Genomic DNA, 23,328 nt, shown 5'->3' with positions numbered 1-23,328 from the left:
GGCAGAATTATCCAAAACCCTTACCAATGGGTCATCAGGCAGATTTTTCTAAGTGATGGAGTAGGGCTTGGCGCATAACGTCCACCGGCACTTCCTGTTGTAGCCAAATTTTCAAGGCGGCGGCTCCCTGTTGCACTAGCATTTCTGCTCCATCAATGGTCACTAGACCCCGCTCCTGAGCATGTTGTAAAAACCTGGTGGGGCGGGGAGTATAAATCAAATCATAGGCGATCGCCGTTGGCGGTAGTTTTTCCACAAGGGATTGATCCAGGGGGGATTGCTTAGGGTGGGGAGCCATGCCCACGGGGGTGCTGTTAATCAATAAACTTGCTTTGGGGATCACGGTAGATAGAGCTTCCCAGGGTAGAACTTGCAGAGCTTGCTTAATTTTGGGGTCCGTCCAACTGTTGGCGAACTGAGCTAATTTTTCTTGACTGCGACCCACCACAATAATTTCTGGACAACCCAATTGGGTTAAACCCACCACCACGGCCCGCGCGGCTCCACCATAGCCGAGAATCACCGCCGTCCTCCCTGACCAATCTTGCTTTAACTCCAACAAGGGAGCCAAAAAACCCTCAACATCCGTATTGGTTCCCTGCCAGCCATGGCCATCCCGCCAGAGAGTATTCACGGCCCCCACTTGCCGAGCGGTTTCGGTTATCTGGGTCAACAATGGCATCACCACTTGCTTATGGGGAATGGTCACGCTTAATCCCTGGACTCCACTGGCTCCTAACCCTGCTATGGCGATGGTTAAATCCTCTGGAGCAATGGGAAAGGCAACATATGCATAATCACTGGCCATGGCCTGGAGCGCCGCATTATGCATCACAGGGGATAAGGAATGACCAACAGGATAACCGATCACACCAAGGAGCTTAGTTTTACCGGTGATGGAAGGCATGGGGAGCAATTGTTAATTTAAATGGAGCCATGCTATATTACTAAATTGCTAGGACGTATAGCTCAGTTGGTTAGAGTACATCGTTGACATCGATGGGGTCACTGGTTCGAATCCAGTTACGTCCATAAACTTGTTCCCCGAAAATCCCTTTGTGGTTAAAGGAAAAATTTCGTCCAGAGGATTTGCGGCCAACGGCGGGAATTTGTGATCATCTCCCACAGGGCGGCATTGTACAGCTACGATAATTAGCTGGTAATTTTTCCAAGGAGTGGGGCAAAAATGGCTTCCTATGACATCACAATTATCGGCGGTGGCATTGTCGGTTTGGCCACGGGGTTATTTATTGGTCGCCGCTTTCCCCAATACAAATTGTTGATTTTAGAAAAAGAAGCGGACCCAGCCCACCATCAAACGGGGCACAATAGCGGTGTCATTCACTCTGGTATTTACTACAAACCTGGCAGCTTTAAGGCCCAGTTCACTAAAGCTGGTAACCAGAGCATGGTGGAATTTTGCCAAGAGCACGCCTTACCCTACGAGGTTTGTGGCAAAGTCATTGTAGCTACTAAACCTGAGGAATTACCGTTATTAGAAAATTTATTTAACCGGGGTCAAGCCAATGGCTTAAAAGTTAAAAAACTTAGTGCAGAACAAGTTAAGGAATACGAACCCCATGTGCAATGTTTGGGAGGAATTCATGTATTCACCTCTGGCATTGTTAATTACAAACTGGTTTGTCAAAAATATGCGGAACTAATTCAGGTCCAGGGAGGGGAAATTAAGTTTAACCATCGAGTCAATGGCATTGTTACCCAGGCTAACGGACATAGTTTGATCACTAACCAGGGGAATTTTTTTAGTCGTTTTCTGATCAATTGTGGTGGTCTCCAGAGCGATCGCCTGGCCAAAATGGCGGGCATTAACCCCGATGCTAAAATTGTGCCTTTTCGGGGAGAATATTATGAGTTGAAGCCAGAGAAAAGATATTTAGTCAAAGGTTTAATTTACCCGGTACCTAATCCGGCTTTTCCCTTTTTAGGGGTGCATTTCACCCGCATGATTGATGGCAGTATCCACGCTGGCCCCAATGCGGTGCTGAGTTTGAAACGGGAAGGTTATCGCAAAACGGATTTTGATTGGGGAGATTTTACCGAAGTGATGGCCTATGCTGGCTTTTGGAAGTTGGTGGGTAAACATTGGCAAGAAGGCTTACAGGAAGTTATTCGCTCCTTTAGTAAGGCGGCCTTTGTGCGGAGTTTACAGGAATTAATTCCGGAAGTGACAGCGGACGATATTCTTCCCAATCCAGCGGGGGTGAGGGCCCAGGCTTTGAAAAATGATGGGGCTTTGGTGGAGGATTTTCTGATTGTCCCCGGTCCTAATTCTCTCCAGGTGCTCAATGCTCCTTCCCCAGCGGCCACCGCTTCCTTAGAAATTGGCCAGGCGATCGCCGCCCAGGTACCAGCGCTGTAAAAGACTGGGGTCAATTATTTAAATCGATGGTCCCAAAATAGGGAGGAACGGAGGATTCCTTGGCCACAGGGAGATCGTCCCCCCACCAGTCATAGTCAATGGTTTACCTTAAGATGGGAACAGAAATTCGTCACTGAGGTAAAGGAATGCGAGCTGTGTTGATGGCAGGGGGGGCAGGCACCCGTTTGAGACCCCTGACTTGCGATCTGCCCAAGCCCATGGTGCCCATTGTTAATCAACCGATCGCCGCCCATATTATCCATTTGCTCCGTCGCCATAACATTACTGAGGTGGTGGCCACCCTCCACTACCTCCCTGATGCCATGCGGGACTATTTCCTTGATGGCAGTGAATTTGGTGTTCAGATGACCTATGCAGTGGAGGACGAGCATCCCCTCGGTACGGCGGGTTGTGTAAAGAACATTGAAGAGTTATTGGATGATACTTTTTTGGTAATTAGTGGGGATAGCATCACCGATTTTAATCTCACCCAGGCGATCGCCTTCCACAAACAAAAACAAGCCAAGGCGACCCTGATTTTGACCAAGGTTCCCAACCCCCTGGAATTTGGCGTGGTCATCACCGACGAAAACCAACGGGTGCAAAGATTTTTAGAAAAGCCCTCCACCAGTGAAGTTTTTTCCGACACCGTCAACACGGGCACCTATATCCTCGAACCGGAAGTTTTGGCCTATCTGCCCCCCAAGGAAGAAATGGATTTTTCCAAGGATTTATTTCCCCTCCTGCTGGAAAATGACGAACCCATGTATGGTTTTGTCGCCGATGGTTACTGGTGCGATGTCGGTAATTTGGACGCCTATCGGGAAGCCCAATACGATGCCCTAGAAAAAAAAGTCACGCTGGAATTGGGTAACCTACCCCGGCACTCGGACATTTGGATCGGGGAAAACACCACCATTGACCCCACTGCTATTCTCACTCCCCCTCTGGCGATCGGGGATAACTGCAACATCGGTTCAGGAACTAAATTGGAAGCGGGCACCATCATTGGCGATAACGTCACCATTGGCGCTGGAGCAGAATTAAAGCGAGCCATTGTTTGGAATGGCGTACTCATTGGTGATGAAGCCTATCTAGCTGCCTGTGTAGTGGGGCGGGGCTGTCGCATAGAAAGACGGGTACAGGTCCTGGAAGGGGCAGTCATTGGTCCCCTATCCATCATTGGCGAAGAAGCCCAAATCAACTCAAATGTTAAAGTTTGGCCCAGTAAACGGGTGGAACCGGGAGCCATTCTCAACATTAATTTAATTTGGGGCAGCACCGGCCACCGCAACCTATTCGGACAGAGAGGTGTTTCCGGCATTGTCAACATTGATATGACGCCGGAGTTTGCTGTCAAATTGGGGGCTGCCTACGGTTCTTCCCTCAGGCCCGGAGCAGAAATTGTCGTTTCCCGCGATCAACGCAATGTCTCCCGCATGGTCACCCGTTCCCTCATTGCTGGCCTGATGTCGGTGGGGGTAAATATTCAAAACCTGGAAGCCACAGCGATCCCCATTGCTCGCACCATGACTCCGAAGTTAAAAGTGGCCGGCGGCATCCATGTGCGTATCCATCCCGATCGCCCAGATTACCTACTGATTGAATTTCTGGATAGCCAGGGTATCAATATTTCCAAAAAAACCGAAAAAAAAATTGAAGGAGCCTATTTCAAGGAAGATTTACGGCGGGTAAGCATTCCCCAAATTGGCGACATGTCCTATCCGGCCCAGGTGTTGGAAACCTATTGCCACACCTTTGAAAAACTCCTAGACATGGACATCATCAACAACGATGGGGCCAAAATTGTTATTGACTACGCCTATGGAGTGTCTGGGGCCATTCTGCCCCTACTGTTGACCAAATTCGGCTGCGACGCAGTGGTGCTCAATGCCAGTCTACGACAAACCGCCGTTTCCAATGAAGAAAAAGAAGTCTTACTTAGTCAATTGGGACAAGTGGTATCGGCCCTACAGGCCAATTTGGGGGTGCAGGTTTCCGCTAATGGCGAACAACTCACCCTGGTGGACGAAGGGGGCCTACCCATCCGGGGGGAACTGCTAACAGCTTTGATGGTGCATATGGTGTTAACTGCTTCTCCCAGGGGAACCATTGTGGTGCCAGTACAGGCTTCCAGTGCGGTGGAGCATTTGGCCCGTCGCCATGGGGGTAAAGTTTTGAGAACCAAGGCTAACCCCACTGCATTGATGGCCGCCGCCCAATCGAGCCATAACGTGGTTTTGGGCGGTAGTGGAGAAACTGGCTTTATTTTTCCTCGCCTCCACCCAGGCTTTGATGCCATGTTTTGCATTGCCAAAGTAATGGAAATGCTGACTGTCCAAAAACGCACCCTGGGGGAAATTCGCTCAGAATTGCCGACGGTTTACCATAACAGTTGTAGTGTCCGTTGTTCTTGGAAAATTAAAGGGGCCCTGATGCGCCATTTGGTGGAAATTCATCGGGATCAACATATTGAACTGGTAGACGGGGTTAAAATGACTTTTCCCCATGGAGACAACTGGGTATTGATTTTGCCCGATGCGGGGGAGCCCCTGGTCCACATCTATGCCAACAGTGAAGACCGCCATTGGGTAGATGAGAAATTACGTTACTACCAAGCCCAGGTCTTGAATTTTATTAGTGACGCCCAGGAGGAGTCCTACCAACATTTTTCCTGATGTTTGGGGGTTGCCTAGTCCTTTGGGCCAAACGCCTGTAGCAATCAAGCTGTCAACGCTGTTAGCAGTAGGTCGAAAGTTTTAACTTCAACGGCTTAGTTAAAGGGAATAAACCTGGCCGCCGAGGAACACCCTGGTAATCCCCTTGGATTTGAGTGCCTGGGCGGTTTTTTGGACAATGCTAGCGTCGGGCAGACGAATTACCTTTTGGGTTTTGAGGGAAAAGCGCCGGGCCACCCGATGGTTATCAAAAACAGGTAGGGTTTTTGCCTGGACTTCTTCGGGGGGTAAGGCCCCATCAAGACTAAATTCCTTCAGGGGACGGACAATCAATTCCCCCCTTCTGTCCACCACTAGGTAGCAGTTTTTGGGCATAGAAGCTTCTATTAGGGGCAAAATTGAAACTAGCTCTGCGGTGTTTGCTAGGGTTTGTTTGGTGGCCACTGGGGTGGGAATATAATCCTCTTCCCCTTGGTCTTCGTCGAAATCGTCTAATTCATCTTCAAACTCATCATCATCGTCTTCGTCGTCAAGGTCATCGATATCTTCGCCATCCAGTAAACCCAAGTCCTCGTCTATGTCCTTGACAATTTCATCTAGGGCGGAAGATTTAATTGAAACAATCTGGGGGCGTCGCCCCATGGGGGCATCGGGCGGTACTTCAGTTTTTGCCACTGACATGGTGGTTGGGATATCACCAAATCCTGTTGGATCGGGCTGGGCTAGGGAGGGGATGGCGATCGCCGGCGGATCAATGGTTTTTTCCGCATCGGTAAACTCCCCAGGCTCTGGGGCAACGGGGCTGGCGGTGACTCGACGACGGGAACGCACCCTTCTGCCCTGGCCACTAGCATTAGTTTCATTAGTCTCTCTGTCTTGATGATTCGGCCCAGCAACAGGGGCCACCTCCGCCACGGCATCCCCAGGGAGATTGGTTTCTGCCACTTCCAACTTTTTCCTAGATGGCTTGGGCAACGGCAACGTCAACTGGGCATCATTTTTAATTCCCTTACTGCCCCTTTTTTCCTGCACTAAGGTTTCATATTCCCCACTGGCGATCGCCGTTTTTAAGAGACGACTGACGGTGGAAATGCTCACCCCAAAACGTTCCGCCAGGGTGGTGGTGGTGGCGGGGGTTTGCCGGTAGAGGTCCACCAACTCTTGTTTATCGGTGTCGGTCAGCTTAGCAGGACTCATGGCAGTAACCATCAGGACAATTTGACATTAGTGGAACAGACGACAGGGGCGAATCTGCTAATATGTGGTTGATTCGGCGGCGGCCGGGCAAAGGAGCACAGCCTTGGATAAGACTCCAAGGACTTAACTTTTTCCCACTACGGCCGAATGGTCCTATTCCAGCTACCTTGCAATATATCATTATGCCAATTGCTGCGGCGAAACCGGCCCTTCTTGTCCTTGCGGATGGCACCCCTTATCCCGGTTGGTCCTTCGGGGCCGATGGTACCACAGTGGGAGAGGTGGTATTCAACACGGGTATGACCGGCTACCAGGAAGTGATGACCGACCCCAGTTATTGCGGCCAAATTGTCACGTTTACCTATCCTGAGTTGGGCAACACCGGAGTCAATGCAGAGGACGAGGAATCTATCCATCCCCATGTAAAGGGGGTAGTGGCCCGCAACATCACCCGCCGCCCCAGCAATTGGCGATCGACCCAATCCCTACCGGACTATTTGGTAGAACATAAAATCATCGGCATTTACGGCATCGACACTAGGGCCCTGACTCGCAAGTTGCGTTCCATCGGTGCCATGAACGGCGGCATCTCTACGGAAATCTTGGAACCGGAAGCCCTGTTGCACCACATCCAAGCAGCTCCTTCCATGGCCGGGTTAAATTTGGTTAAGGAAGTGACCACCCATGAAGTTTACGAATGGACTGATTCCACCAATGACCATTGGCAGTTTGGGCCAGTGGCAGAACAACAGGGACAACCGCCCCTCACCGTGGTGGCGCTGGACTTTGGCGTTAAGCGTAATATCCTGCGTCGCTTAGCTAGTTACGGTTGTCGTGTGATTGTGGTACCTGCTAGCACCTCCGCTGCTGAAATTCTCCAGTACAACCCCGATGGCATTTTCCTTTCCAATGGCCCTGGTGATCCCTCCGCTGTTGAAGAAGGTATTGTCACCACCAAAGAGTTATTGGCGGCTAAAAAGCCCATGTTTGGCATTTGCATGGGGCATCAAGTGTTGGGGTTATCCCTGGGAGCGGAGACCTTTAAGCTCAAATTTGGTCATCGAGGGCTCAATCAACCCTGTGGCCTGGAGCAACAGGTGGAAATTACCAGCCAGAACCATGGTTTTGCGGTGACGGAAGGTTCCCTGGCCGAAGAAGTGGAAATTACCCATTTCAACCTCAACGATAAAACGGTGGCGGGGCTACGCCATAAAGAATTGCCCTTTTTCTCGGTGCAGTACCACCCGGAGGCCAGCCCTGGACCCCATGATGCCGATTATCTGTTCGAGAAGTTCGTCAAGTTGATGCGACAACAAAAGGCAGAAGTCGCCGGTTAGTAAAACCTAGTAACAGCTACGATTTATCGTACTATCGATCACCAAGGTAGTGCCGTTAATACTATCGTTGCTTCATTTTTAGGAAAAATATCTGGTAATAAAAGGCTAAAAAATTTAACGTTATCTTTAGTTAACATTGATATTTTCTAACCTTAATGGGGACAGATTACTTGGTAAGTTAAAGGTTTATTCTGCTCAAATTCAGCAATATTTGCCAGTGTCGTTGCGGCAATGGTTTGCAGAGCGTTGTGGGTAAAGAATCCCTGATGAGCTGTGATCATTACATTGGGAAAAGATTGTAGCAATTGAAAGGTATCATCTTGAATGATAGTATCAGAATGGTCAGTAAAAAATAGCTCTTCCTCTTCTTCGTAAACATCAATGCCTAAAAAGCCAATTTTATGGGATTTAATCCCCTGAATAACCGCTTGGGTATCAATTAAATGACCTCGACTTGTGTTGATTAACATAACCCCTGGCTTCATTTGGGCAATGGTATTAGTGTTAATTAGATAATGGGTTTCCGGCAGTAGGGGACAGTGGAGAGAAATAATATCAGAATGAGCTAAAAGTTCATTTAAAGATACATAGAGGGCTTGGCCAATGGCAGTAAATTTATCGTTAGGAAAGGCATCGTAGCCCAATAAATGGCAGCCAAAACCATTCATAATTTGAGCAAAAGCTAGACCAATTTTGCCAGTACCAATCACTCCGACGGTGGTGCCATGGAGATCAAAACCAAGTAACCCTTCTAGGGAAAAATTATCGTCCCTAACGCGGTTATAGGCTCGATATAACTTTCTATTTAGAGCCAGAATTAACCCCACAGTATGTTCTGCGACTGCATGGGGAGAATAGGATGGTACATGGACTACTTTTAGCCCCAGATCTGCGGCTGTTTTGAGGTCAACATTATTATAGCCCGCACTGCGCAGAGCGATTAATTTTGTGCCCTGGGCAGCTAACTTTTCTAGCACCGGGGCAGGAGCTTGGTCATTAACGAAGAGGCAAATAACGGGGCAATCCTCCGCTAAAATAGCGGTATCAAGGTTGAGTTGGGCATCAAAAAAGACCATTTCCCGTTGATGGGGGTGGTTTGCTTGTTGGAAAAATTGACGATCATAGGCTTTACTGCTAAAAAAAGCGATTTTCATGACGATTATGGGAAGTAGTTTAGAACGTGTTTGGAAAGTTTTATTCCGCCCCCTAAATCCCCCAATAATGGGGTACTTTCACCCAGCTTCACCCCAAATTTGGGGGCCAGGGGGGCTTGTTAAACAGGCTCTTAGAGCACTATTTAGTCAAGGGTATTTTTTCCAATCTTAAAAGAAATTTTCTGATTCTTCCTGCATTTGTATTATTTAATACTCCCCTAGCTCTGGCGATTGCCGTAGCGGTAGATATTGACTCACACTGGGGCAACTGTAGGGTTTGGCCTCCAACTCCTGTGTTTGGCTGTGATGCATTTTCAGCTTCCCTTTAGCTAGCCCTTTCTTTCCTAAACCTTGGGATACTGCACCACACAATATCCATCTCAAGAATGACCGATGGGGTCAGAAGACCACACTCTGCCACCGGTCAGCGTTGGGTAGTTCGCCCCATCTTCCTTCGTTCTCAGTAGTACCATCAGGCTGGGCAATTTTGTTGGCCATGGTGCAGAAAAATGGTTAATCTGGGTTTTCGGTGAGCGATAATGTGAAGAATAGTTACAAGCAAAATCGCTCAGGTTAATTTCGTCTCCCTCCCCAAATTTGGCGATCGCCCCCATGAAGCGGTTAAAGGCGAACGAACCACTGCCTAGGCTAACTGGTAAAATTAACCACCGCCCCCAGGCTGAGGGGCCCTTTGGGGTCTCCCATTGCTGTCCAGATGTCCTTCCAATATCCGTTGCTAGCTCCTATGACAAACTCCTCTGTTGCCACCAATTCTAACCAACCATTCCTTGGTCAACCTTGGTTAGTGGAAGAACGAGATGCCTGTGGTGTGGGTTTTATTGCCAATCTCCGGGGTAAGCCGGACCATACCCTGGTGGAGCAGGCCCTAAAGGCTCTGGGGTGTATGGAACATCGGGGGGGATGCAGTGCCGATAACGATTCAGGGGACGGGGCCGGGGTGATGACCGCCATTCCTCGGGAACTACTGGCCCAGTGGTTTAACACCCGCAATTTGCCCATGCCCGATGGCGATCGCCTGGGGGTGGGAATGGTATTTTTACCCCAGGAACCCTCCGCTAGGGAAGTGGCCCGGGCCTACGTAGAAGAAGTGGTACGGCTGGAAAAATTAACAGTGTTAGGGTGGCGGGAAGTGCCCGTTAATTCTGATGTGCTGGGCATTCAAGCCAAAAATAATCAGCCCCACATTGAACAAATTTTAGTTACTTGTCCCGAAGGTTGTGCCGGAGATGAATTAGATCGGCGATTGTACATTGCCCGCTCCATCATTGGTAAAAAATTAGCGGAAGATTTCTACGTTTGTTCCTTTTCCTGTCGCACCATTGTCTATAAAGGCATGGTCCGGAGCATTATTCTGGGGGAATTTTATTTAGATTTAAAAAATCCTGGATATACCAGTAATTTCGCCGTTTACCACCGTCGTTTCAGCACCAATACCATGCCCAAATGGCCCCTGGCTCAACCCATGCGGCTATTGGGTCATAACGGGGAAATTAATACCCTTTTAGGCAATATTAATTGGATGGCGGCCAGGGAAAAAGAATTGGAAGTGTCGGGCTGGACAAAGGCGGAGTTAGAAGCATTAACTCCTATTGTTAACCAAGCCAACAGTGATTCCTATAACCTTGATAGTGCCCTGGAATTGTTGGTGCGTACTGGCCGCAGTCCCCTAGAAGCGGCGATGATTTTAGTGCCGGAAGCTTATAAAAATCAGCCAGCTTTAAAAGATTACCCGGAAATTAGTGATTTCCATGACTACTACAGCGGTTTACAGGAACCCTGGGATGGCCCCGCTTTATTAGTATTTAGTGACGGCAAAATTGTTGGCGCTGGGCTAGACCGGAATGGTTTACGGCCCGCCCGTTATTGCATTACCAAAGATGACTATATTGTCTTGGGTTCCGAAGCGGGAGTCGTGGATTTACCGGAAGTAGATATTGTTGAAAAAGGTCGCCTAGCACCGGGGCAAATGATTGCGGTGGATTTGGCTGAGCAAAAAATTCTCAAAAACTATCAAATTAAACAGCAGGCGGCCCAAAAATATCCCTATGGGGAATGGATAAAAATCCAGCGTCAAACGGTAGCTTCTGATAGCTTTGCTGAAAAAACTTTATTCAATGACGCTCAAACTGTACTGCAACAACAGGCAGCTTTTGGCTACACCGCTGAAGATGTGGAAATGGTAGTGGTACCCATGGCCAGCCAAGGTAAGGAACCAACTTTTTGCATGGGGGACGATACGCCCTTAGCTGTACTATCCCATAAACCCCGCTTACTGTACGACTATTTCAAACAGCGCTTTGCCCAGGTGACCAATCCCCCCATTGATCCTCTGCGGGAAAATTTGGTCATGTCCCTAGCTATGTTTTTAGGCAAACGGGGCAATTTGTTAGAGCCTAAAGCGGAATCCGCGCGGACGATTAAACTCCGATCGCCATTGGTCAATGAAGTAGAGTTACAGGCCATTAAAACTGGACAGTTGCAGGTGGCAGAAGTTTCTACCCTTTACGATCTAGATGGGGTGAATAGTCTGGAAACCGCCTTAGATAATTTAGTTAAAACGGCGATCGCCACTGTGCAAGCCGGGGCAGAAATCTTGGTTTTAACTGATCGTCCTAACGGCGCAATATTGACTGAGAATCAAAGTTTTATTCCCCCCTTGTTGGCAGTGGGAGCAGTACATCACCATCTAATTCGGGCCGGGCTAAGGCTAAAAGCGTCCCTAATTGTGGACACCGCCCAGTGTTGGAGTACCCATCATTTTGCCTGCTTGGTAGGCTATGGTGCTTCGGCCATTTGTCCCTACCTAGCGTTGGAATCCGTGCGGCAATGGTGGTTAGATGAAAAGACCCAAAAGCTGATGGAAAATGGGCGCTTGGATCGGATTGACTTACCCACGGCGCTGAAGAATTATCGCCAATCCGTGGAAGCAGGATTATTTAAAATTCTCTCCAAAATGGGCATTTCCCTGCTGGCTTCCTACCACGGTGCCCAAATCTTCGAGGCGATCGGTTTAGGGGCGGAATTGGTGGAATATGCCTTTGCTGGAACTACCAGTCGGGTGGGCGGTTTGACCATCGCTGATGTGGCCGGGGAAGTAATGGTTTTCCATGGCATGGCCTTCCCGGAAATGGCTAAGAAGTTAGAGAACTTTGGCTTTGTCAACTACCGTCCCGGCGGAGAATATCACATGAACTCGCCGGAGATGTCCAAGTCTCTCCATAAGGCAGTGGCAGCCTACAAAGTGGGCGGTAATGGTAACAATGGGGAAGCCTATGACCATTACGAGTTGTACCGTCAATATCTCAAAGACCGTCCTGTCACTGCCCTGCGGGATTTGCTCGATTTCAATGCAGACCAACCGGCCATTTCCTTAGAAGAAGTGGAATCGGTGGAAAGTATTGTCAAGCGCTTCTGTACTGGCGGTATGTCCCTCGGTGCGTTGTCCCGGGAAGCCCATGAAACCTTGGCGATCGCCATGAATCGTTTAGGAGCTAAATCCAATTCCGGGGAAGGGGGAGAAGATGTAGTACGTTACCTCACTCTAGATGATGTGGATAGCGAAGGAAATTCCCCCACCTTGCCCCATCTCCACGGCCTGCAAAATGGAGACACGGCCAACTCCGCCATTAAGCAAATTGCCTCCGGTCGTTTTGGGGTTACCCCGGAATATTTGATGAGTGGCAAACAGTTGGAAATTAAAATGGCCCAGGGTGCTAAACCTGGGGAAGGGGGGCAGTTACCAGGCAAAAAAGTCAGTGAATATATTGCCATGTTGCGCCGTTCTAAACCCGGTGTAACCCTCATTTCTCCGCCGCCCCACCATGACATTTACTCCATCGAAGATTTAGCCCAATTAATTTACGATCTCCATCAAATCAATCCCGAAGCCCAGGTATCGGTGAAATTGGTGGCGGAAATTGGTATTGGTACGATCGCCGCTGGGGTTGCTAAGGCCAATGCGGATATTATCCAAATTTCTGGCCATGACGGTGGTACAGGGGCATCACCTTTAAGCTCCATTAAACACGCTGGTTCTCCCTGGGAGCTTGGTGTTACGGAAGTGCATCGGGTGTTAATGGAAAACCAACTGCGCGATCGGGTTTTGCTGCGGGCTGATGGTGGTCTGAAAACCGGTTGGGACGTAGTGATGGCCGCCCTTATGGGAGCGGAGGAGTATGGCTTTGGCTCCATTGCCATGATTGCCGAAGGTTGCATTATGGCCCGGGTTTGCCACACTAATAATTGTCCCGTCGGGGTTGCCACCCAGCAAGAACGGTTACGGCAACGCTTTAAAGGAGTGCCGGGGCAGGTGGTTAATTTCTTCTATTTCATTGCCGAGGAAGTGCGCTCCCTGTTGGCCCATTTAGGTTATCGCAGTTTGGACGACATCATTGGCCGCACTGATCTACTCAAAGTTCGCTCCGATGTCCAGTTGAGCAAAACCCAGAATCTGACCTTAGATTGTCTGTTAAATTTGCCCGACACGAAGCAAAACCGGCAATGGTTAAATCACGAACCAGTCCACAGCAACGGCCCAGTGTTGGACGACGACATTTTGGCCGACCCTGACATCCAAGAAGCCATTAACCATCAAACCACTGCGACCAAAACCTATCGGCTGGTCAATACCGACCGCACTGTGGGCACCCGTCTCTCCGGGGCGATCGCCAAAAAGTATGGCAACAATGGTTTTGAAGGTAACATTACCCTCAACTTCCAAGGCGCCGCTGGTCAGAGTTTTGGTGCCTTTAACCTGGATGGCATGACCCTACATCTGCAAGGGGAAGCCAACGACTATGTGGGCAAAGGCATGAATGGGGGTGAAATTGTCATCGTGCCCCATCCCCAGGCGAGCTTTGCACCGGAAGACAATGTAATTATTGGTAACACCTGTCTCTATGGAGCGACGGGGGGCAACCTTTATGCCAACGGCCGGGCGGGGGAACGCTTTGCAGTGCGTAACTCCGTGGGTAAAGCCGTGATTGAAGGAGCTGGCGATCACTGTTGTGAATATATGACCGGTGGCGTGATTGTCGTCCTTGGCCCTGTGGGTCGGAACGTTGGTGCTGGCATGACTGGTGGTTTGGCTTACTTCCTCGATGAAGTAGGGGATTTACCAGAAAAAATCAACCCGGAAATCATCACCTTGCAAAGGATCACAGCTTCTAAAGGGGAGGAACAATTGAAATCCTTGATTACTGCCCACGTTGAACACACAGGTAGCCCAAAAGGCAAGGCAATTCTGGCTAACTGGTCCGATTATCTCGGCAAATTCTGGCAGGCCGTTCCTCCTTCCGAAAAAGACTCTCCTGAAGCCAATGGGGATGTCAGCTTAACCGGGGAGAAGACACTGACCTCTGTCTAGTTAATCGTTCCGCTCAAATAAGGGGAGGAAATCTTTTCTTCCCCCATTGAGGGCATCGATTCTGACAATCATCCCTTCTCTTTCTAAGTCTTTAAGTTTACGAAAAATCAGGGTGCGGTATGCTCGCGGAGAGGGCAAAGAAACGTGTAGTTGATATCGTCATGCTTCCGCTTTGAATCCAACTTTACCGATAGGTCCCGTTGATCCATCAGGGGTAATCCAATGGCAAAATTGGGAATCTTGCCGCACAAACTGCCCTCCGGTACTTTTGGTGTCGTACCACTGATCTTGCCAAATGCCGTTGACGAGTAAGCCCATAATGTCCCTGCGGTGAAGATTGCCTTTGTCTCATTATGAAAGTTCCCGCTTGCTTTGGCTAATGCAACTGGCGATCGGTAACTGTTGTTCCGGAATTATTTACTCAATAACGGACAAATAAAATCTAATTACTACTTGCCTTTAGGTGCGAGAAGATATCAATAGTTGCTCAATAGATTCTGCTAAATCGTACAAAGAACTATAATCAAAATTTCTACCTAATTTAGGTTCCCAGTAACGGCCATGGGCCAACCAATTTCGATAATCAAAAGCAGTTATTACTTCTGAAATAAAACTTTTATATTCTGGACAAATTTCTTTCCATAATCTTAGAATATCTCTTTCTAAAGAAGCACGAACACCTTTGCTTTTGTAAATATTTCGCATTTTTCTAGACAAAGGATCCTTTTTTTTCTTGTAACATCGTGTCAAATAATCAACACGAAGTAATGCTTCTAAGGCAGATAAAATCGAAAGCGAAACTGCTTTATCTAATTCCTGTAATCTTAATTTTAATTCTCCTTCAACTTCATTTCTGGTATAACCATTAAACCTCAAAGTATATGCAGGATTTTTGGGGCTAAAGAAAAGTCTTAATGCTTTTTCACTATCACCATAATAATCAGCAATATTTAACAGAGACAAGTTCTCACTAGAAAACGATACTTTTTTAAGCATTGACGACTTCCATTAAAGCTTGAAAAAAAGTTTCCTCCGTAATTTCTAAATAACTTACTTTAGGAGGGCGAGAGGCAATTTTCCATAGCCATTGAGTTTGGGGCGTAAAGTGTCCCAGAAAGAAAGTGCTTGGTTCATCAAAATCTTTCGGAACCAATAAAAACCGAACACTACCCAGATCAGAAATTAAATCAATACGGCCTTGACAACCAACAATAAATCGACCAACTGGCTTAAAAATTAGTCTTTTTTTTCCTATTTTTAATATTAATTGTTTAACTTCATATTCTCCAAAGTGATCTTCTTGTAGCTGAAGTGTTTTCCATTCTTCACCTATTTTGCCTTGTTCTAGATAGCCATGAATATATTCTTGAACAAGCTCATAAAATTCATCAATTTTAGCAAGCCATTTTTGTTTATCTTCCTCATAGTCAATGGCTAAGGATTCATTATTTTCAGATTCTTGTTCTGATAGAAAATCTTCAAACCGCTTTAGATATTGTTTTTTAGACATTGACTTATATCCCCAATTAAAAATCTTAAGAAGATGATTTGTGAGTTAAATCTTCTATCTTTGGTAGAAAAATCACTCCTTAGGATAGGTTTATTCACTGTAAACCACCAAACATTTATTGCTAACATTATAGACCACGTTGGCGATCACCTAACCAATGCTCGTAGATATCGGACTAAAGGGACAGAAATAGATCGCCTATCAAACAAATTAACACTGAGCGCTTCGTCAGTAATAATGATTTTTTGAATGAGTAAGGTATCTAAAATTTTAATCGTTGAATAATTCATTCCAACCTTTCAGCATTTAAGTTTGGTTTGCGCTTGAGCTAGTCATATTTTTGAAGTAGATGCTTCGTCCAAGTCGAGTCCAGATTCTTCAAACGCTTCTTGCTGATTCCATTCCAGTTCCAAATGGATTTGTATTCTGCGTGGAGTAGAAACCTAGACAGTTGCCACGCAAAGAAGAACCGAAACAGTCCGTTTAAACGAAGCGCTTCTCGGAAAAGTCTAGATCTATTTCTTGAACCTGTCTGCTTCTTAGCTTCTGCGGCACTCTCAATATCTTGTGGCGGCAAATCTTCAAGCCTGACTGCCTCGGCCCACAATAGATCGAGAAGAATCAAGCATCGGCGCCGCAAACCATTATGGTAGATTAACCAGTGCTGCAACTCTCTCCGCACCTCCTTATGACTTTCAGATATTCCGGGATCAAAATGCCTATCTTGATAACTTGAATCGAGAAGCTTTCGTAGAGGGAGACTATGACGGAGTAAACTAGTTCCAAATATTGGATATGCGTCAGATACATCCAATTGTCCTTGAAGAATTCTCATCGAAACGTCTCCCAGTATTCCAGACACGACACGAATACTTTCCAAAGCCCAAATAGTCGGTGCGTCAGATCTCACTTCCTTCAATAGATCGCAAAGCTCCCTTAGCTCCTTCTGATTAAGCACTTGGTAGTATTCATCAAGTTCTCGTCCAACAAATATTATCCGTCCCCAGTAATCCTTAGAATTGTGCCAGCGTTTCCAGTACTCTGACACTAATGCCAGGCGAGTTTGGCGGTTTTGTGAGGTCAAGATGCCGATTTGGGCAATCCCGACCACGACTAGTAGTCCTGTAGCAATTGCAGTGATTGTCGCGTTGTCCATTTAAAATTGGGATAGTTAGAAAATTTGAGCCAGACTTAAGGACTACACAGAAAATCTTCAGTCTCCCCAATACAGTGATTGTGTCTATGCTTTGGAGAAGCTTTGTTTCAAGACGAAATAAAATCCTTTCCTGGTAATAAAATATTCTGCTTCGGTGATGATAAGGGGTGAATTAAATGAATAGTCAAAATTAAGGTGAGCCATAAAAGGCCCACCATAATTTTACGGCTTACTTAGCTCCCACTGGCATTCCCAAAATATCCTCAATCTTGGGCATTTGGTCTAGGGGAATGACTCGGCCGAAGTCCTCGAAATTATCAATCTCATTGAAATTGAGGTAGCGGTAAAGTTCGCCTTCAAACGGAGCAACTTTTTCGGAGACGATCGCCAGATATTCTTCCACTGTGGGAATTTTGCCGAGGAGGGCACAAACTGCGGCTAACTCAGCGGAACCGAGATAAACCTGGGCTCCTTTACCCATGCGGTTGTTGAAATTACGGGTAGAGGTCGAAAAGACTGTTACCCCATCTTCCACCCGGGCTTGGTTGCCCATGCAGAGGGAACAACCGGGCATTTCCGTACGGGCCCCGGCGGCGGCAAAAATGCCATATATCCCTTCTTCCCGTAACTGTTGTTCATCCATGCGAGTGGGGGGACAAATCCAGAGGCGACCTTTGACCGTACCAGCTCCTTCGAGGATTTTGGCGGCGGCCCGGTAATGGCCGATATTGGTCATGCAGGAACCAATAAACACTTCGTGGATCACATCCCCGGCACATTCCGACATTAATTTAACGTTATCGGGATCGTTGGGGGCCGCCACAATGGGTTCCTTGATTTCATCCAGATTGACTTCAATAACATCGGCATATTCCGCATCAGCATCCCCACTCATCAAACTGGGATTAGCTAACCATTCCTCCATTTTGGCAATGCGACGCAACAGAGTACGGGCATCCTGATAACCCCGGGCAATCATATTTTTCATCAGCACCACATTGGAGCGTAGATATTCCGCCACAGTTTCTTCGCTCAGCTTAATGGTGGAACCGGAACAGGAGCGTTCAGCGGTGGCATCGGTCAACTCAAACGCCTGCTCGACTTTCAGATCCGGTAATCCTTCCATTTCCATGATCCGACCGTTAAACACATTAACCTTGTCCCCTTTGCCCACGGTGAGTTTGCCCTGTTGCATTGCCACCCAGGGAATGGCATTGACAATGTCCCGCAGGGTGACCCCCGGTTGCAATTCCCCTGTGAATTTGACCAACACCGATTCCGGCATATCCAACGGCATTACCCCCAAGGCTGCGGCAAAGGCCACCAGACCAGAGCCGGCCGGAAAGGAAATTCCTAGGGGAAAACGGGTGTGGGAGTCGCCCCCGGTACCAACGGTGTCCGGTAATAGCATCCGATTGAGCCAGGAGTGAATGATGCCATCCCCAGGCCGCAGAGCAACACCGCCCCGGGTGGAGAAAAAGTCCGGTAAATCTTTATGGGTTTTAATATCAACTGGTTTGGGGTAGGCAGCGGTGTGACAGAAGGTTTGCAAAGTCAGATCGGCGTTAAAGCCAAGGCAAGCTAGTTCCTTCAACTCATCCCTGGTCATGGGGCCAGTAGTGTCTTGGGAACCCACTGTGGTCATAATTGGTTCACAGGAAGTGCCGGGACGAATACCTTGTACGCCGCAGGCTTTGCCCACCATTTTTTGGGCGAGGGTGAACCCTTTGCCGGTATCTGCTGGGGCCGTGGGGCGCACAAACAGAGGAGAAGGTGATAATCCTAGGGCTTCCCTGGTTTTATCAGTTAAAGCCCGGCCGATGAGCAGGGGAATACGACCTCCGGCCCGCACTTCATCCAAAATGGTTTCCGGTTTCAGTTGGAAAGTGGTGATGGTTTCCCCCGCTTTGTTGGTGATTTTGCCTTCCCTGGGGTAAATGGTGATTACATCGCCGGTGTTGAGTTGGTTAACATCGCACTCAATGGGTAAGGCACCGGAATCTTCAGCAGTGTTGAAAAAGATGGGGGCGATTTTTCCGCCCAGAATGTAACCCCCGGCCCGTTTATTGGGCACAAAGGGAATGTCTGTGCCAATGTGCCAGAGCACGGAGTTGATGGCAGATTTACGGGAAGATCCCGTTCCCACTACGTCGCCCACATAGGCTACTGGATGGCCCTTTTGTTTGAGTTCGGCAATAGTCCCTAACCCTTCTGGCATTTTTGCTTCCAGCATGGCCAGGGCATGGAGGGGAATGTCCGGTCGGGTGGTGGCATGGGGAGCAGGAGACAGATCATCAGTATTTGTCTCCCCAGGCACTTTAAATACCGTTACCGTAATTCTTTCCGGCACTTCTGGTTTGTTGATAAACCAAGCCCCTTCGGCCCAAGCATCAATTACTTGTTTGGCGTAGCCGTTGGTATCACTCAAATGGAGTACGTCATTAAAGGCATCAAAGACTAACAGGGTTTTGCTCAGGGCTGTGGCTGCCGCACTGGCAATGTTGGTATCTTTTGACTTGAGCAGTTCGATCAAGGATTGAACATTATATCCGCCGATCATGGTTCCTAATAAGTCCACCGCCCCTTGGCCGCTGATTAATGGACAGGTTACTTCGCCTTTGGCGATCGCCGTGAGGAAACCCGCTTTGACATAGGCCGCCTCGTCCACCCCAGGGGGAACCCGATCCCGCAATAACATCATCAATTCCTCTTTTTCCGCTTCGGGGGGATTTTTTAGCAGTTCACATAGTTCAGTAGTCTGCTGGGCGTTGAGGGGCAGGGGGGGAATGCCTAACTTTTGGCGATCGGCAACGTGGCGACGGTAGGCTTGCAACATGGGATGGTTCTCTCTCCGGCAATATTAGTTCATGGTCAACGGTGAATATTCTATTTTATGCAGGGGAACAGGATAAGTTACCGACAAACGGTTTGGGGCGTGGCGTCAGAAAAATTTAATAGCAGTGATCTCCCTTTTAGTCTTCTATGGAGTACTCCCCTAAAATTGAATTAATGTCACTAGCGGCAATATCTTCTTGTTCAGCTTTACTGTAAATGGTTAACAACAAAATACTGTTTTCTGATTCGAGTAAATAAATTAATCGGTAGCCAGAACTTTTCCCTTTCTGAATATTACTATTCTTAATTCTAAGCTTATAGACGTAAATATCAGAGCCAAACCCTGCCAGGCGATCACCACTAATGACGCCTTTTTGCAAAGCCTCAATAATGGGCTGAACATCAGAACGAATATTTCGATATTTCTTGGCTAAATATTTTAAACTTCTCCTATATTCGGGGGTGAAGTCGATATTGACTAAATGGAGATTATTCGACATCAATTCCCTCCCACATATTTTCTACTGGAATTCTTTTTCCTTGTTTATATTCCTCTAATGCCTTCCTCAAACTCACCTTAATTTCTTCGACAGGCGTGTCATCAGGATCAAACTCACTTCCTTTTGATGCCAATTCATCTGATTCCAAAATAATCACCTTGACTCGGCTGGTATTCCAATGCAAATCACTATCCAAGAGCAATTGTTTGGAATCTTTAACTGTGGCCATTACCTCAAAAGCTCTCATCATTATTCCTCTTTACAACAAAACCAATACCACCATAACAAACTCCATCTAGGCGATCGCCGTCCGGAAACCCACTTTCACAGAATTCTATTATCTGCTCTCCATTGAGGGGCAGGGGGGGAATGTCTAACTTTAGGACGATGAGCTTTGGCAAGATGGCTGGGAATTGCTTAGCATTGTCGGAGAAGTGTTAATCTTTCCTCTGGTTTGACCCCGCCAATAAACCAGGGGCGAAATGGCAGCCGGCAAATTTCAGACTTATTTTTGGCTTTTTGGGCAACTGTGTAATGTGGCAATCTCTGCAAAATCAGCTTTTTTTTCTCCAGCAATGGGCTGATCGCCTAGTGGTGGAACAACTGGGACAACTAACTCCCCTTAGTTTACTGATCATCCTACTAGCGGGGCTAGTCACTAGTTTGACCCCCTGTTTACTGTCCCTGCTCCCCCTCACCATTGCCTACATTGGCGGGACCACGGAAGGCGATCGCCTGCAATCTTTGAGACAATCCCTCTGGTTTGCCCTGGGGTTGGCCATTACTTTGGCTAGCTTGGGGCTGGGGGCAGCGGCTTTGGGAAAAATTTATGGACAAATTGGGCTAGGTTTACCGATTTTGGTGAGTTTGGTGGCTATTTTAATGGGATTAAACCTGTTGGAATTATTACCCCTGCAGTTTCCCAGTTTAGGGGCAACGGATTGGATCAAAGACGATTTTCCCCCGGCTTTGCGGGCCCTATTGGCCGGACTAACTTTTGGGCTAATCGCCTCTCCCTGTAGCACCCCTGTGTTGGCCAGCTTGCTAGCTTGGGTCGCCAGTCGCCAAGATTTGTTACTGGGTAGTGGTCTCTTGTTGGCCTATACCGTTGGTTACGTTGCCCCGCTTATTTTAGTTGGCCTGTTTGCTGGCAGTTTAAAGCGGTTATTGCAACTGCGGCAATGGTCCGGTTGGCTCAATCCCCTCAGCGGCACAATTTTGCTGGGCTTTGGGGTGATTACCTTGCTCTCCCGACTGCCCCTGGGTCAGTGGTTATCCTAGCCTAGATGAAGCGCTGGCCCATGCCCCACTGATTTTTATGATAAAATATTTATGGTAGTTTTAACTATAAATATTCCAGGAGCCGAAACATAGTGTTCACCGCCGTTGCCCCGCCCCAAGAAACCCTGCCCCGTGATTTAGTGGGAGCCATTCAGAGTCTGAAAAAGGAATTGAATGCGGTGATTTTGGCCCACTATTACCAAGAAGCGGCCATCCAAGACATTGCTGATTATTTAGGGGACTCCCTGGGGTTATCCCAACAGGCGGCCAGCACCGATGCCGATGTAATCGTTTTTGCCGGGGTGCATTTCATGGCGGAAACGGCCAAAATTCTTAATCCCCATAAGTTGGTACTTTTGCCGGATTTAGAGGCCGGCTGTTCCTTGGCCGACAGTTGCCCCCCCCGGGAATTTGCCGAGTTTAAGCAACGCCACCCTGACCATTTGGTGATTAGCTACATTAATTGCACAGCGGAAATTAAAGCCCTGAGCGATATTATTTGCACCAGTTCTAATGCGGTGAAAATTGTTCAACAATTGCCGCCGGATCAGAAGATAATTTTTGCCCCCGATCGCAATTTAGGTCGTTACGTTATGGAGCAAACGGGGCGAGAAATGGTGTTGTGGCAGGGTAGTTGCATTGTCCATGAAACCTTTTCGGAACGGCGTTTGCTGGAGCTGAAAACTCAATATCCCCAGGCGGAAATCATTGCCCATCCTGAATGTGAAAAAGCCATTCTGCGCCATGCAGATTTTATCGGCTCCACCACAGCGTTACTGAATTATTCGGGTAAATCCCAGGGCAAAGAATTTATCGTTGGTACGGAGCCGGGCATTATTCACCAAATGGAAAAGCTTTCCCCCTCTAAGCAATTCATTCCCCTGCCCAATAACAGCAATTGCGACTGCAATGAGTGTCCCTATATGCGTTTGAATACTTTGGAAAAACTCTACTGGGCTATGCAACGGCGATCGCCGGAGATTACCTTACCGGAGGCCACCATGGCGGCGGCTCTGAAACCGATCCAGAGAATGCTGGCCATGTCCTAGGGGTGGCATAATCAGGCTCCGGGATTATTAACGGGATAGGCTAGTATGGTGGTCGAGAAGCTATTGATTGTGAGGGCGACAATGACTGCCAAGCTATCCTGGGTAAGTCGAAAACTATTCTTTCCCCTGTTCCTGAGTGGCTGGATGGTAAGTTGTAGCCCCATCAATCCCTTTGGCATGGCCCAGGAATATTTGGACATTGCCAAACTGGAGGAAATTTCCAATCAACGGACGGTGAATATCCAGGGCATTGTGGTTAATGTGGCCCCATTTTTGGAAGGGGGTGCTTACCAAATTCAAGATAAAACCGGACGGGTCTGGGTCAAAACCGATCGCCAATTACCCCGTAAAGGCACCGTGCTGAGCATCCGGGGAGAAGTTGCCTTTGAACCCATTTTCATTGGCCCGGAAAAATTAGGGGAATCCTACCTGGTGGAAACCACTGCCCCCAACCCCCAGGCTACTGCTAACAATGGCGGCCCTGATACCAAAGTCCCCACCGAAGAAACCCCCACGGCGATCGCCCCAACAGAAAGCACTACGAACATTGCCGTTATTGAAGAAACCACCACAGCACAAACGGAACCGGGTGGGACAACGGAAACAACTCAGGTAACGGAAGAAGTAGCTACCACGGAAACTCCAGCCTCTTCTGATACGGCCGCTAACCTCATGCCTCCGGCTAATTCTAGTGGCAATACCACCACCACCATTCCAGTGGCCAATCCCGAAGCCCCGCGACCCATCGCTGACTCGGCCACTGCCCAACCCCCTAGTCAGGCCAGACCCAATTTTGATAACCAGTTCCTGCCCCATAAGCGCTTAAGCAAATAGGCAAAGAGGCGAATTTGTTCTGAATTGAGAA

At 48.0% G+C, this 23,328-nt stretch carries 17 protein-coding genes and 1 tRNA gene; 8 read left to right on the top strand and 10 right to left on the bottom strand.

What is annotated here, in order from left to right; genetic code table 11:
• Positions 1-34: 34 nt before the first annotated feature.
• Entirely contained in the window at positions 35-907 is an 873-nt protein-coding gene (locus C7I86_RS15705; RefSeq protein WP_010874181.1) for a shikimate dehydrogenase, read from the bottom strand.
• 51 nt (positions 908-958) lie between these two features.
• On the opposite strand from C7I86_RS15705, the gene C7I86_RS15700 reads away from it, so the two are divergent.
• The 3 genes from C7I86_RS15700 (at position 959) to C7I86_RS15690 (ending at position 5,058) form a co-directional block, all read left to right on the top strand.
• Positions 959-1,032, top strand: a tRNA-Val gene (locus C7I86_RS15700).
• A gap of 154 nt (positions 1,033-1,186) precedes the next feature.
• Positions 1,187-2,380 carry an L-2-hydroxyglutarate oxidase gene (gene lhgO, locus C7I86_RS15695; RefSeq protein ID WP_010874180.1) on the top strand — a complete coding sequence of 398 codons (1,194 nt, stop codon included), beginning with the start codon at positions 1,187-1,189 and terminating at the stop codon, positions 2,378-2,380.
• Positions 2,381-2,526: 146 nt separating this feature from the next.
• Entirely contained in the window at positions 2,527-5,058 is a 2,532-nt protein-coding gene (locus C7I86_RS15690) for a mannose-1-phosphate guanyltransferase (RefSeq protein WP_010874179.1), read from the top strand.
• A 99-nt stretch (positions 5,059-5,157) separates the two neighbouring features.
• Here C7I86_RS15690 and C7I86_RS15685 read toward each other — a convergent pair whose 3' ends face one another.
• The gene (locus C7I86_RS15685) at positions 5,158-6,267 is read right to left on the bottom strand and encodes a helix-turn-helix domain-containing protein (RefSeq protein WP_010874178.1); all 1,110 of its coding nucleotides are present in this window, start codon (positions 6,265-6,267) and stop codon (positions 5,158-5,160) included.
• A gap of 170 nt (positions 6,268-6,437) precedes the next feature.
• On the opposite strand from C7I86_RS15685, the gene carA reads away from it, so the two are divergent.
• Complete coding sequence (carA, locus tag C7I86_RS15680) at positions 6,438-7,592, top strand: glutamine-hydrolyzing carbamoyl-phosphate synthase small subunit (RefSeq protein ID WP_010874177.1); 1,155 nt, start codon at positions 6,438-6,440, stop codon at positions 7,590-7,592.
• Positions 7,593-7,744: 152 nt separating this feature from the next.
• Here the strand turns inward: carA and C7I86_RS15675 are convergent, their stop codons facing one another.
• Positions 7,745-8,746, bottom strand: a complete 1,002-nt coding sequence (locus C7I86_RS15675; protein WP_010874176.1) for a 2-hydroxyacid dehydrogenase — start codon at positions 8,744-8,746, stop codon at positions 7,745-7,747.
• A 715-nt stretch (positions 8,747-9,461) separates the two neighbouring features.
• Between C7I86_RS15675 and gltB the strand changes: the two genes are divergently transcribed.
• Positions 9,462-14,132, top strand: a complete 4,671-nt coding sequence (gene gltB, locus C7I86_RS15670; protein ID WP_010874175.1) for a glutamate synthase large subunit — start codon at positions 9,462-9,464, stop codon at positions 14,130-14,132.
• 159 nt (positions 14,133-14,291) lie between these two features.
• On the opposite strand, the gene C7I86_RS15665 is transcribed toward gltB, so the two are convergent.
• The 7 genes from C7I86_RS15665 to C7I86_RS15635 form a co-directional block, all read right to left on the bottom strand.
• A complete protein-coding gene (locus C7I86_RS15665; RefSeq protein WP_020861938.1) occupies positions 14,292-14,450 on the bottom strand; it encodes a hypothetical protein in 159 nt (52 codons plus the stop codon).
• Positions 14,451-14,591: 141 nt separating this feature from the next.
• Positions 14,592-15,128: a hypothetical protein gene (locus C7I86_RS15660; protein WP_010874174.1), complete on the bottom strand. Its 537-nt coding sequence runs from the start codon at positions 15,126-15,128 to the stop codon at positions 14,592-14,594.
• Positions 15,121-15,642: a hypothetical protein gene (locus tag C7I86_RS15655; protein WP_010874173.1), complete on the bottom strand. Its 522-nt coding sequence runs from the start codon at positions 15,640-15,642 to the stop codon at positions 15,121-15,123. Before C7I86_RS15655 ends, C7I86_RS15660 begins: the two co-directional genes overlap by 8 nt.
• A gap of 328 nt (positions 15,643-15,970) precedes the next feature.
• Positions 15,971-16,798, bottom strand: a complete 828-nt coding sequence (locus C7I86_RS15650) for a hypothetical protein (protein WP_010874172.1) — start codon at positions 16,796-16,798, stop codon at positions 15,971-15,973.
• A 229-nt stretch (positions 16,799-17,027) separates the two neighbouring features.
• Positions 17,028-19,634 carry a bifunctional aconitate hydratase 2/2-methylisocitrate dehydratase gene (acnB, locus tag C7I86_RS15645; RefSeq protein WP_010874171.1) on the bottom strand — a complete coding sequence of 869 codons (2,607 nt, stop codon included), beginning with the start codon at positions 19,632-19,634 and terminating at the stop codon, positions 17,028-17,030.
• A 136-nt stretch (positions 19,635-19,770) separates the two neighbouring features.
• Complete coding sequence (locus tag C7I86_RS15640; protein ID WP_010874170.1) at positions 19,771-20,133, bottom strand: type II toxin-antitoxin system RelE/ParE family toxin; 363 nt, start codon at positions 20,131-20,133, stop codon at positions 19,771-19,773.
• Complete coding sequence (locus tag C7I86_RS15635) at positions 20,123-20,383, bottom strand: hypothetical protein (protein ID WP_010874169.1); 261 nt, start codon at positions 20,381-20,383, stop codon at positions 20,123-20,125. The genes C7I86_RS15640 and C7I86_RS15635 overlap by 11 nt, the downstream gene beginning before the upstream one ends.
• Before the next feature lie 284 nt (positions 20,384-20,667).
• On the opposite strand from C7I86_RS15635, the gene C7I86_RS15630 reads away from it, so the two are divergent.
• The 3 genes from C7I86_RS15630 to C7I86_RS15620 all read left to right on the top strand — a co-directional run bounded on the left by C7I86_RS15630 (position 20,668) and on the right by C7I86_RS15620 (position 23,297).
• Positions 20,668-21,414 carry a cytochrome c biogenesis protein CcdA gene (locus C7I86_RS15630; protein WP_010874168.1) on the top strand — a complete coding sequence of 249 codons (747 nt, stop codon included), beginning with the start codon at positions 20,668-20,670 and terminating at the stop codon, positions 21,412-21,414.
• Positions 21,415-21,506: 92 nt separating this feature from the next.
• Positions 21,507-22,463 carry a quinolinate synthase NadA gene (gene nadA, locus C7I86_RS15625; RefSeq protein WP_010874167.1) on the top strand — a complete coding sequence of 319 codons (957 nt, stop codon included), beginning with the start codon at positions 21,507-21,509 and terminating at the stop codon, positions 22,461-22,463.
• Between the two features lie 81 nt (positions 22,464-22,544).
• Entirely contained in the window at positions 22,545-23,297 is a 753-nt protein-coding gene (locus tag C7I86_RS15620; protein ID WP_223211306.1) for a hypothetical protein, read from the top strand.
• Positions 23,298-23,328 lie beyond the last annotated feature (31 nt).

It is taken from the genome of Synechocystis sp. IPPAS B-1465, assembly GCF_003015225.1.
Lineage (GTDB): Bacteria > Cyanobacteriota > Cyanobacteriia > Cyanobacteriales > Microcystaceae > Synechocystis.
The sequence above is the reverse complement of the archived record's forward strand: the minus strand, read 5'-3'. Positions and strand labels throughout refer to the sequence as shown.

Coding starts and splice junctions, on each gene's coding strand:
- C7I86_RS15620 (WP_223211306.1), top strand. CDS start 22,545: ATGACTGCCAAGCTATCCTGGGTAAGTCGAAAACTATTCTTTCCCCTG.
- C7I86_RS15705 (WP_010874181.1), bottom strand. CDS start 907: ATGCCTTCCATCACCGGTAAAACTAAGCTCCTTGGTGTGATCGGTTAT.
- C7I86_RS15650 (WP_010874172.1), bottom strand. CDS start 16,798: ATGGACAACGCGACAATCACTGCAATTGCTACAGGACTACTAGTCGTG.
- C7I86_RS15685 (WP_010874178.1), bottom strand. CDS start 6,267: ATGGTTACTGCCATGAGTCCTGCTAAGCTGACCGACACCGATAAACAA.
- C7I86_RS15675 (WP_010874176.1), bottom strand. CDS start 8,746: ATGAAAATCGCTTTTTTTAGCAGTAAAGCCTATGATCGTCAATTTTTC.
- C7I86_RS15635 (WP_010874169.1), bottom strand. CDS start 20,383: ATGATGAGAGCTTTTGAGGTAATGGCCACAGTTAAAGATTCCAAACAA.
- gltB (WP_010874175.1), top strand. CDS start 9,462: ATGTCCTTCCAATATCCGTTGCTAGCTCCTATGACAAACTCCTCTGTT.
- carA (WP_010874177.1), top strand. CDS start 6,438: ATGCCAATTGCTGCGGCGAAACCGGCCCTTCTTGTCCTTGCGGATGGC.
- C7I86_RS15690 (WP_010874179.1), top strand. CDS start 2,527: ATGCGAGCTGTGTTGATGGCAGGGGGGGCAGGCACCCGTTTGAGACCC.
- C7I86_RS15660 (WP_010874174.1), bottom strand. CDS start 15,128: ATGCTTAAAAAAGTATCGTTTTCTAGTGAGAACTTGTCTCTGTTAAAT.
- C7I86_RS15630 (WP_010874168.1), top strand. CDS start 20,668: ATGTGGCAATCTCTGCAAAATCAGCTTTTTTTTCTCCAGCAATGGGCT.
- lhgO (WP_010874180.1), top strand. CDS start 1,187: ATGGCTTCCTATGACATCACAATTATCGGCGGTGGCATTGTCGGTTTG.
- C7I86_RS15665 (WP_020861938.1), bottom strand. CDS start 14,450: ATGGGCTTACTCGTCAACGGCATTTGGCAAGATCAGTGGTACGACACC.
- C7I86_RS15655 (WP_010874173.1), bottom strand. CDS start 15,642: ATGTCTAAAAAACAATATCTAAAGCGGTTTGAAGATTTTCTATCAGAA.
- C7I86_RS15640 (WP_010874170.1), bottom strand. CDS start 20,133: ATGTCGAATAATCTCCATTTAGTCAATATCGACTTCACCCCCGAATAT.
- acnB (WP_010874171.1), bottom strand. CDS start 19,634: ATGTTGCAAGCCTACCGTCGCCACGTTGCCGATCGCCAAAAGTTAGGC.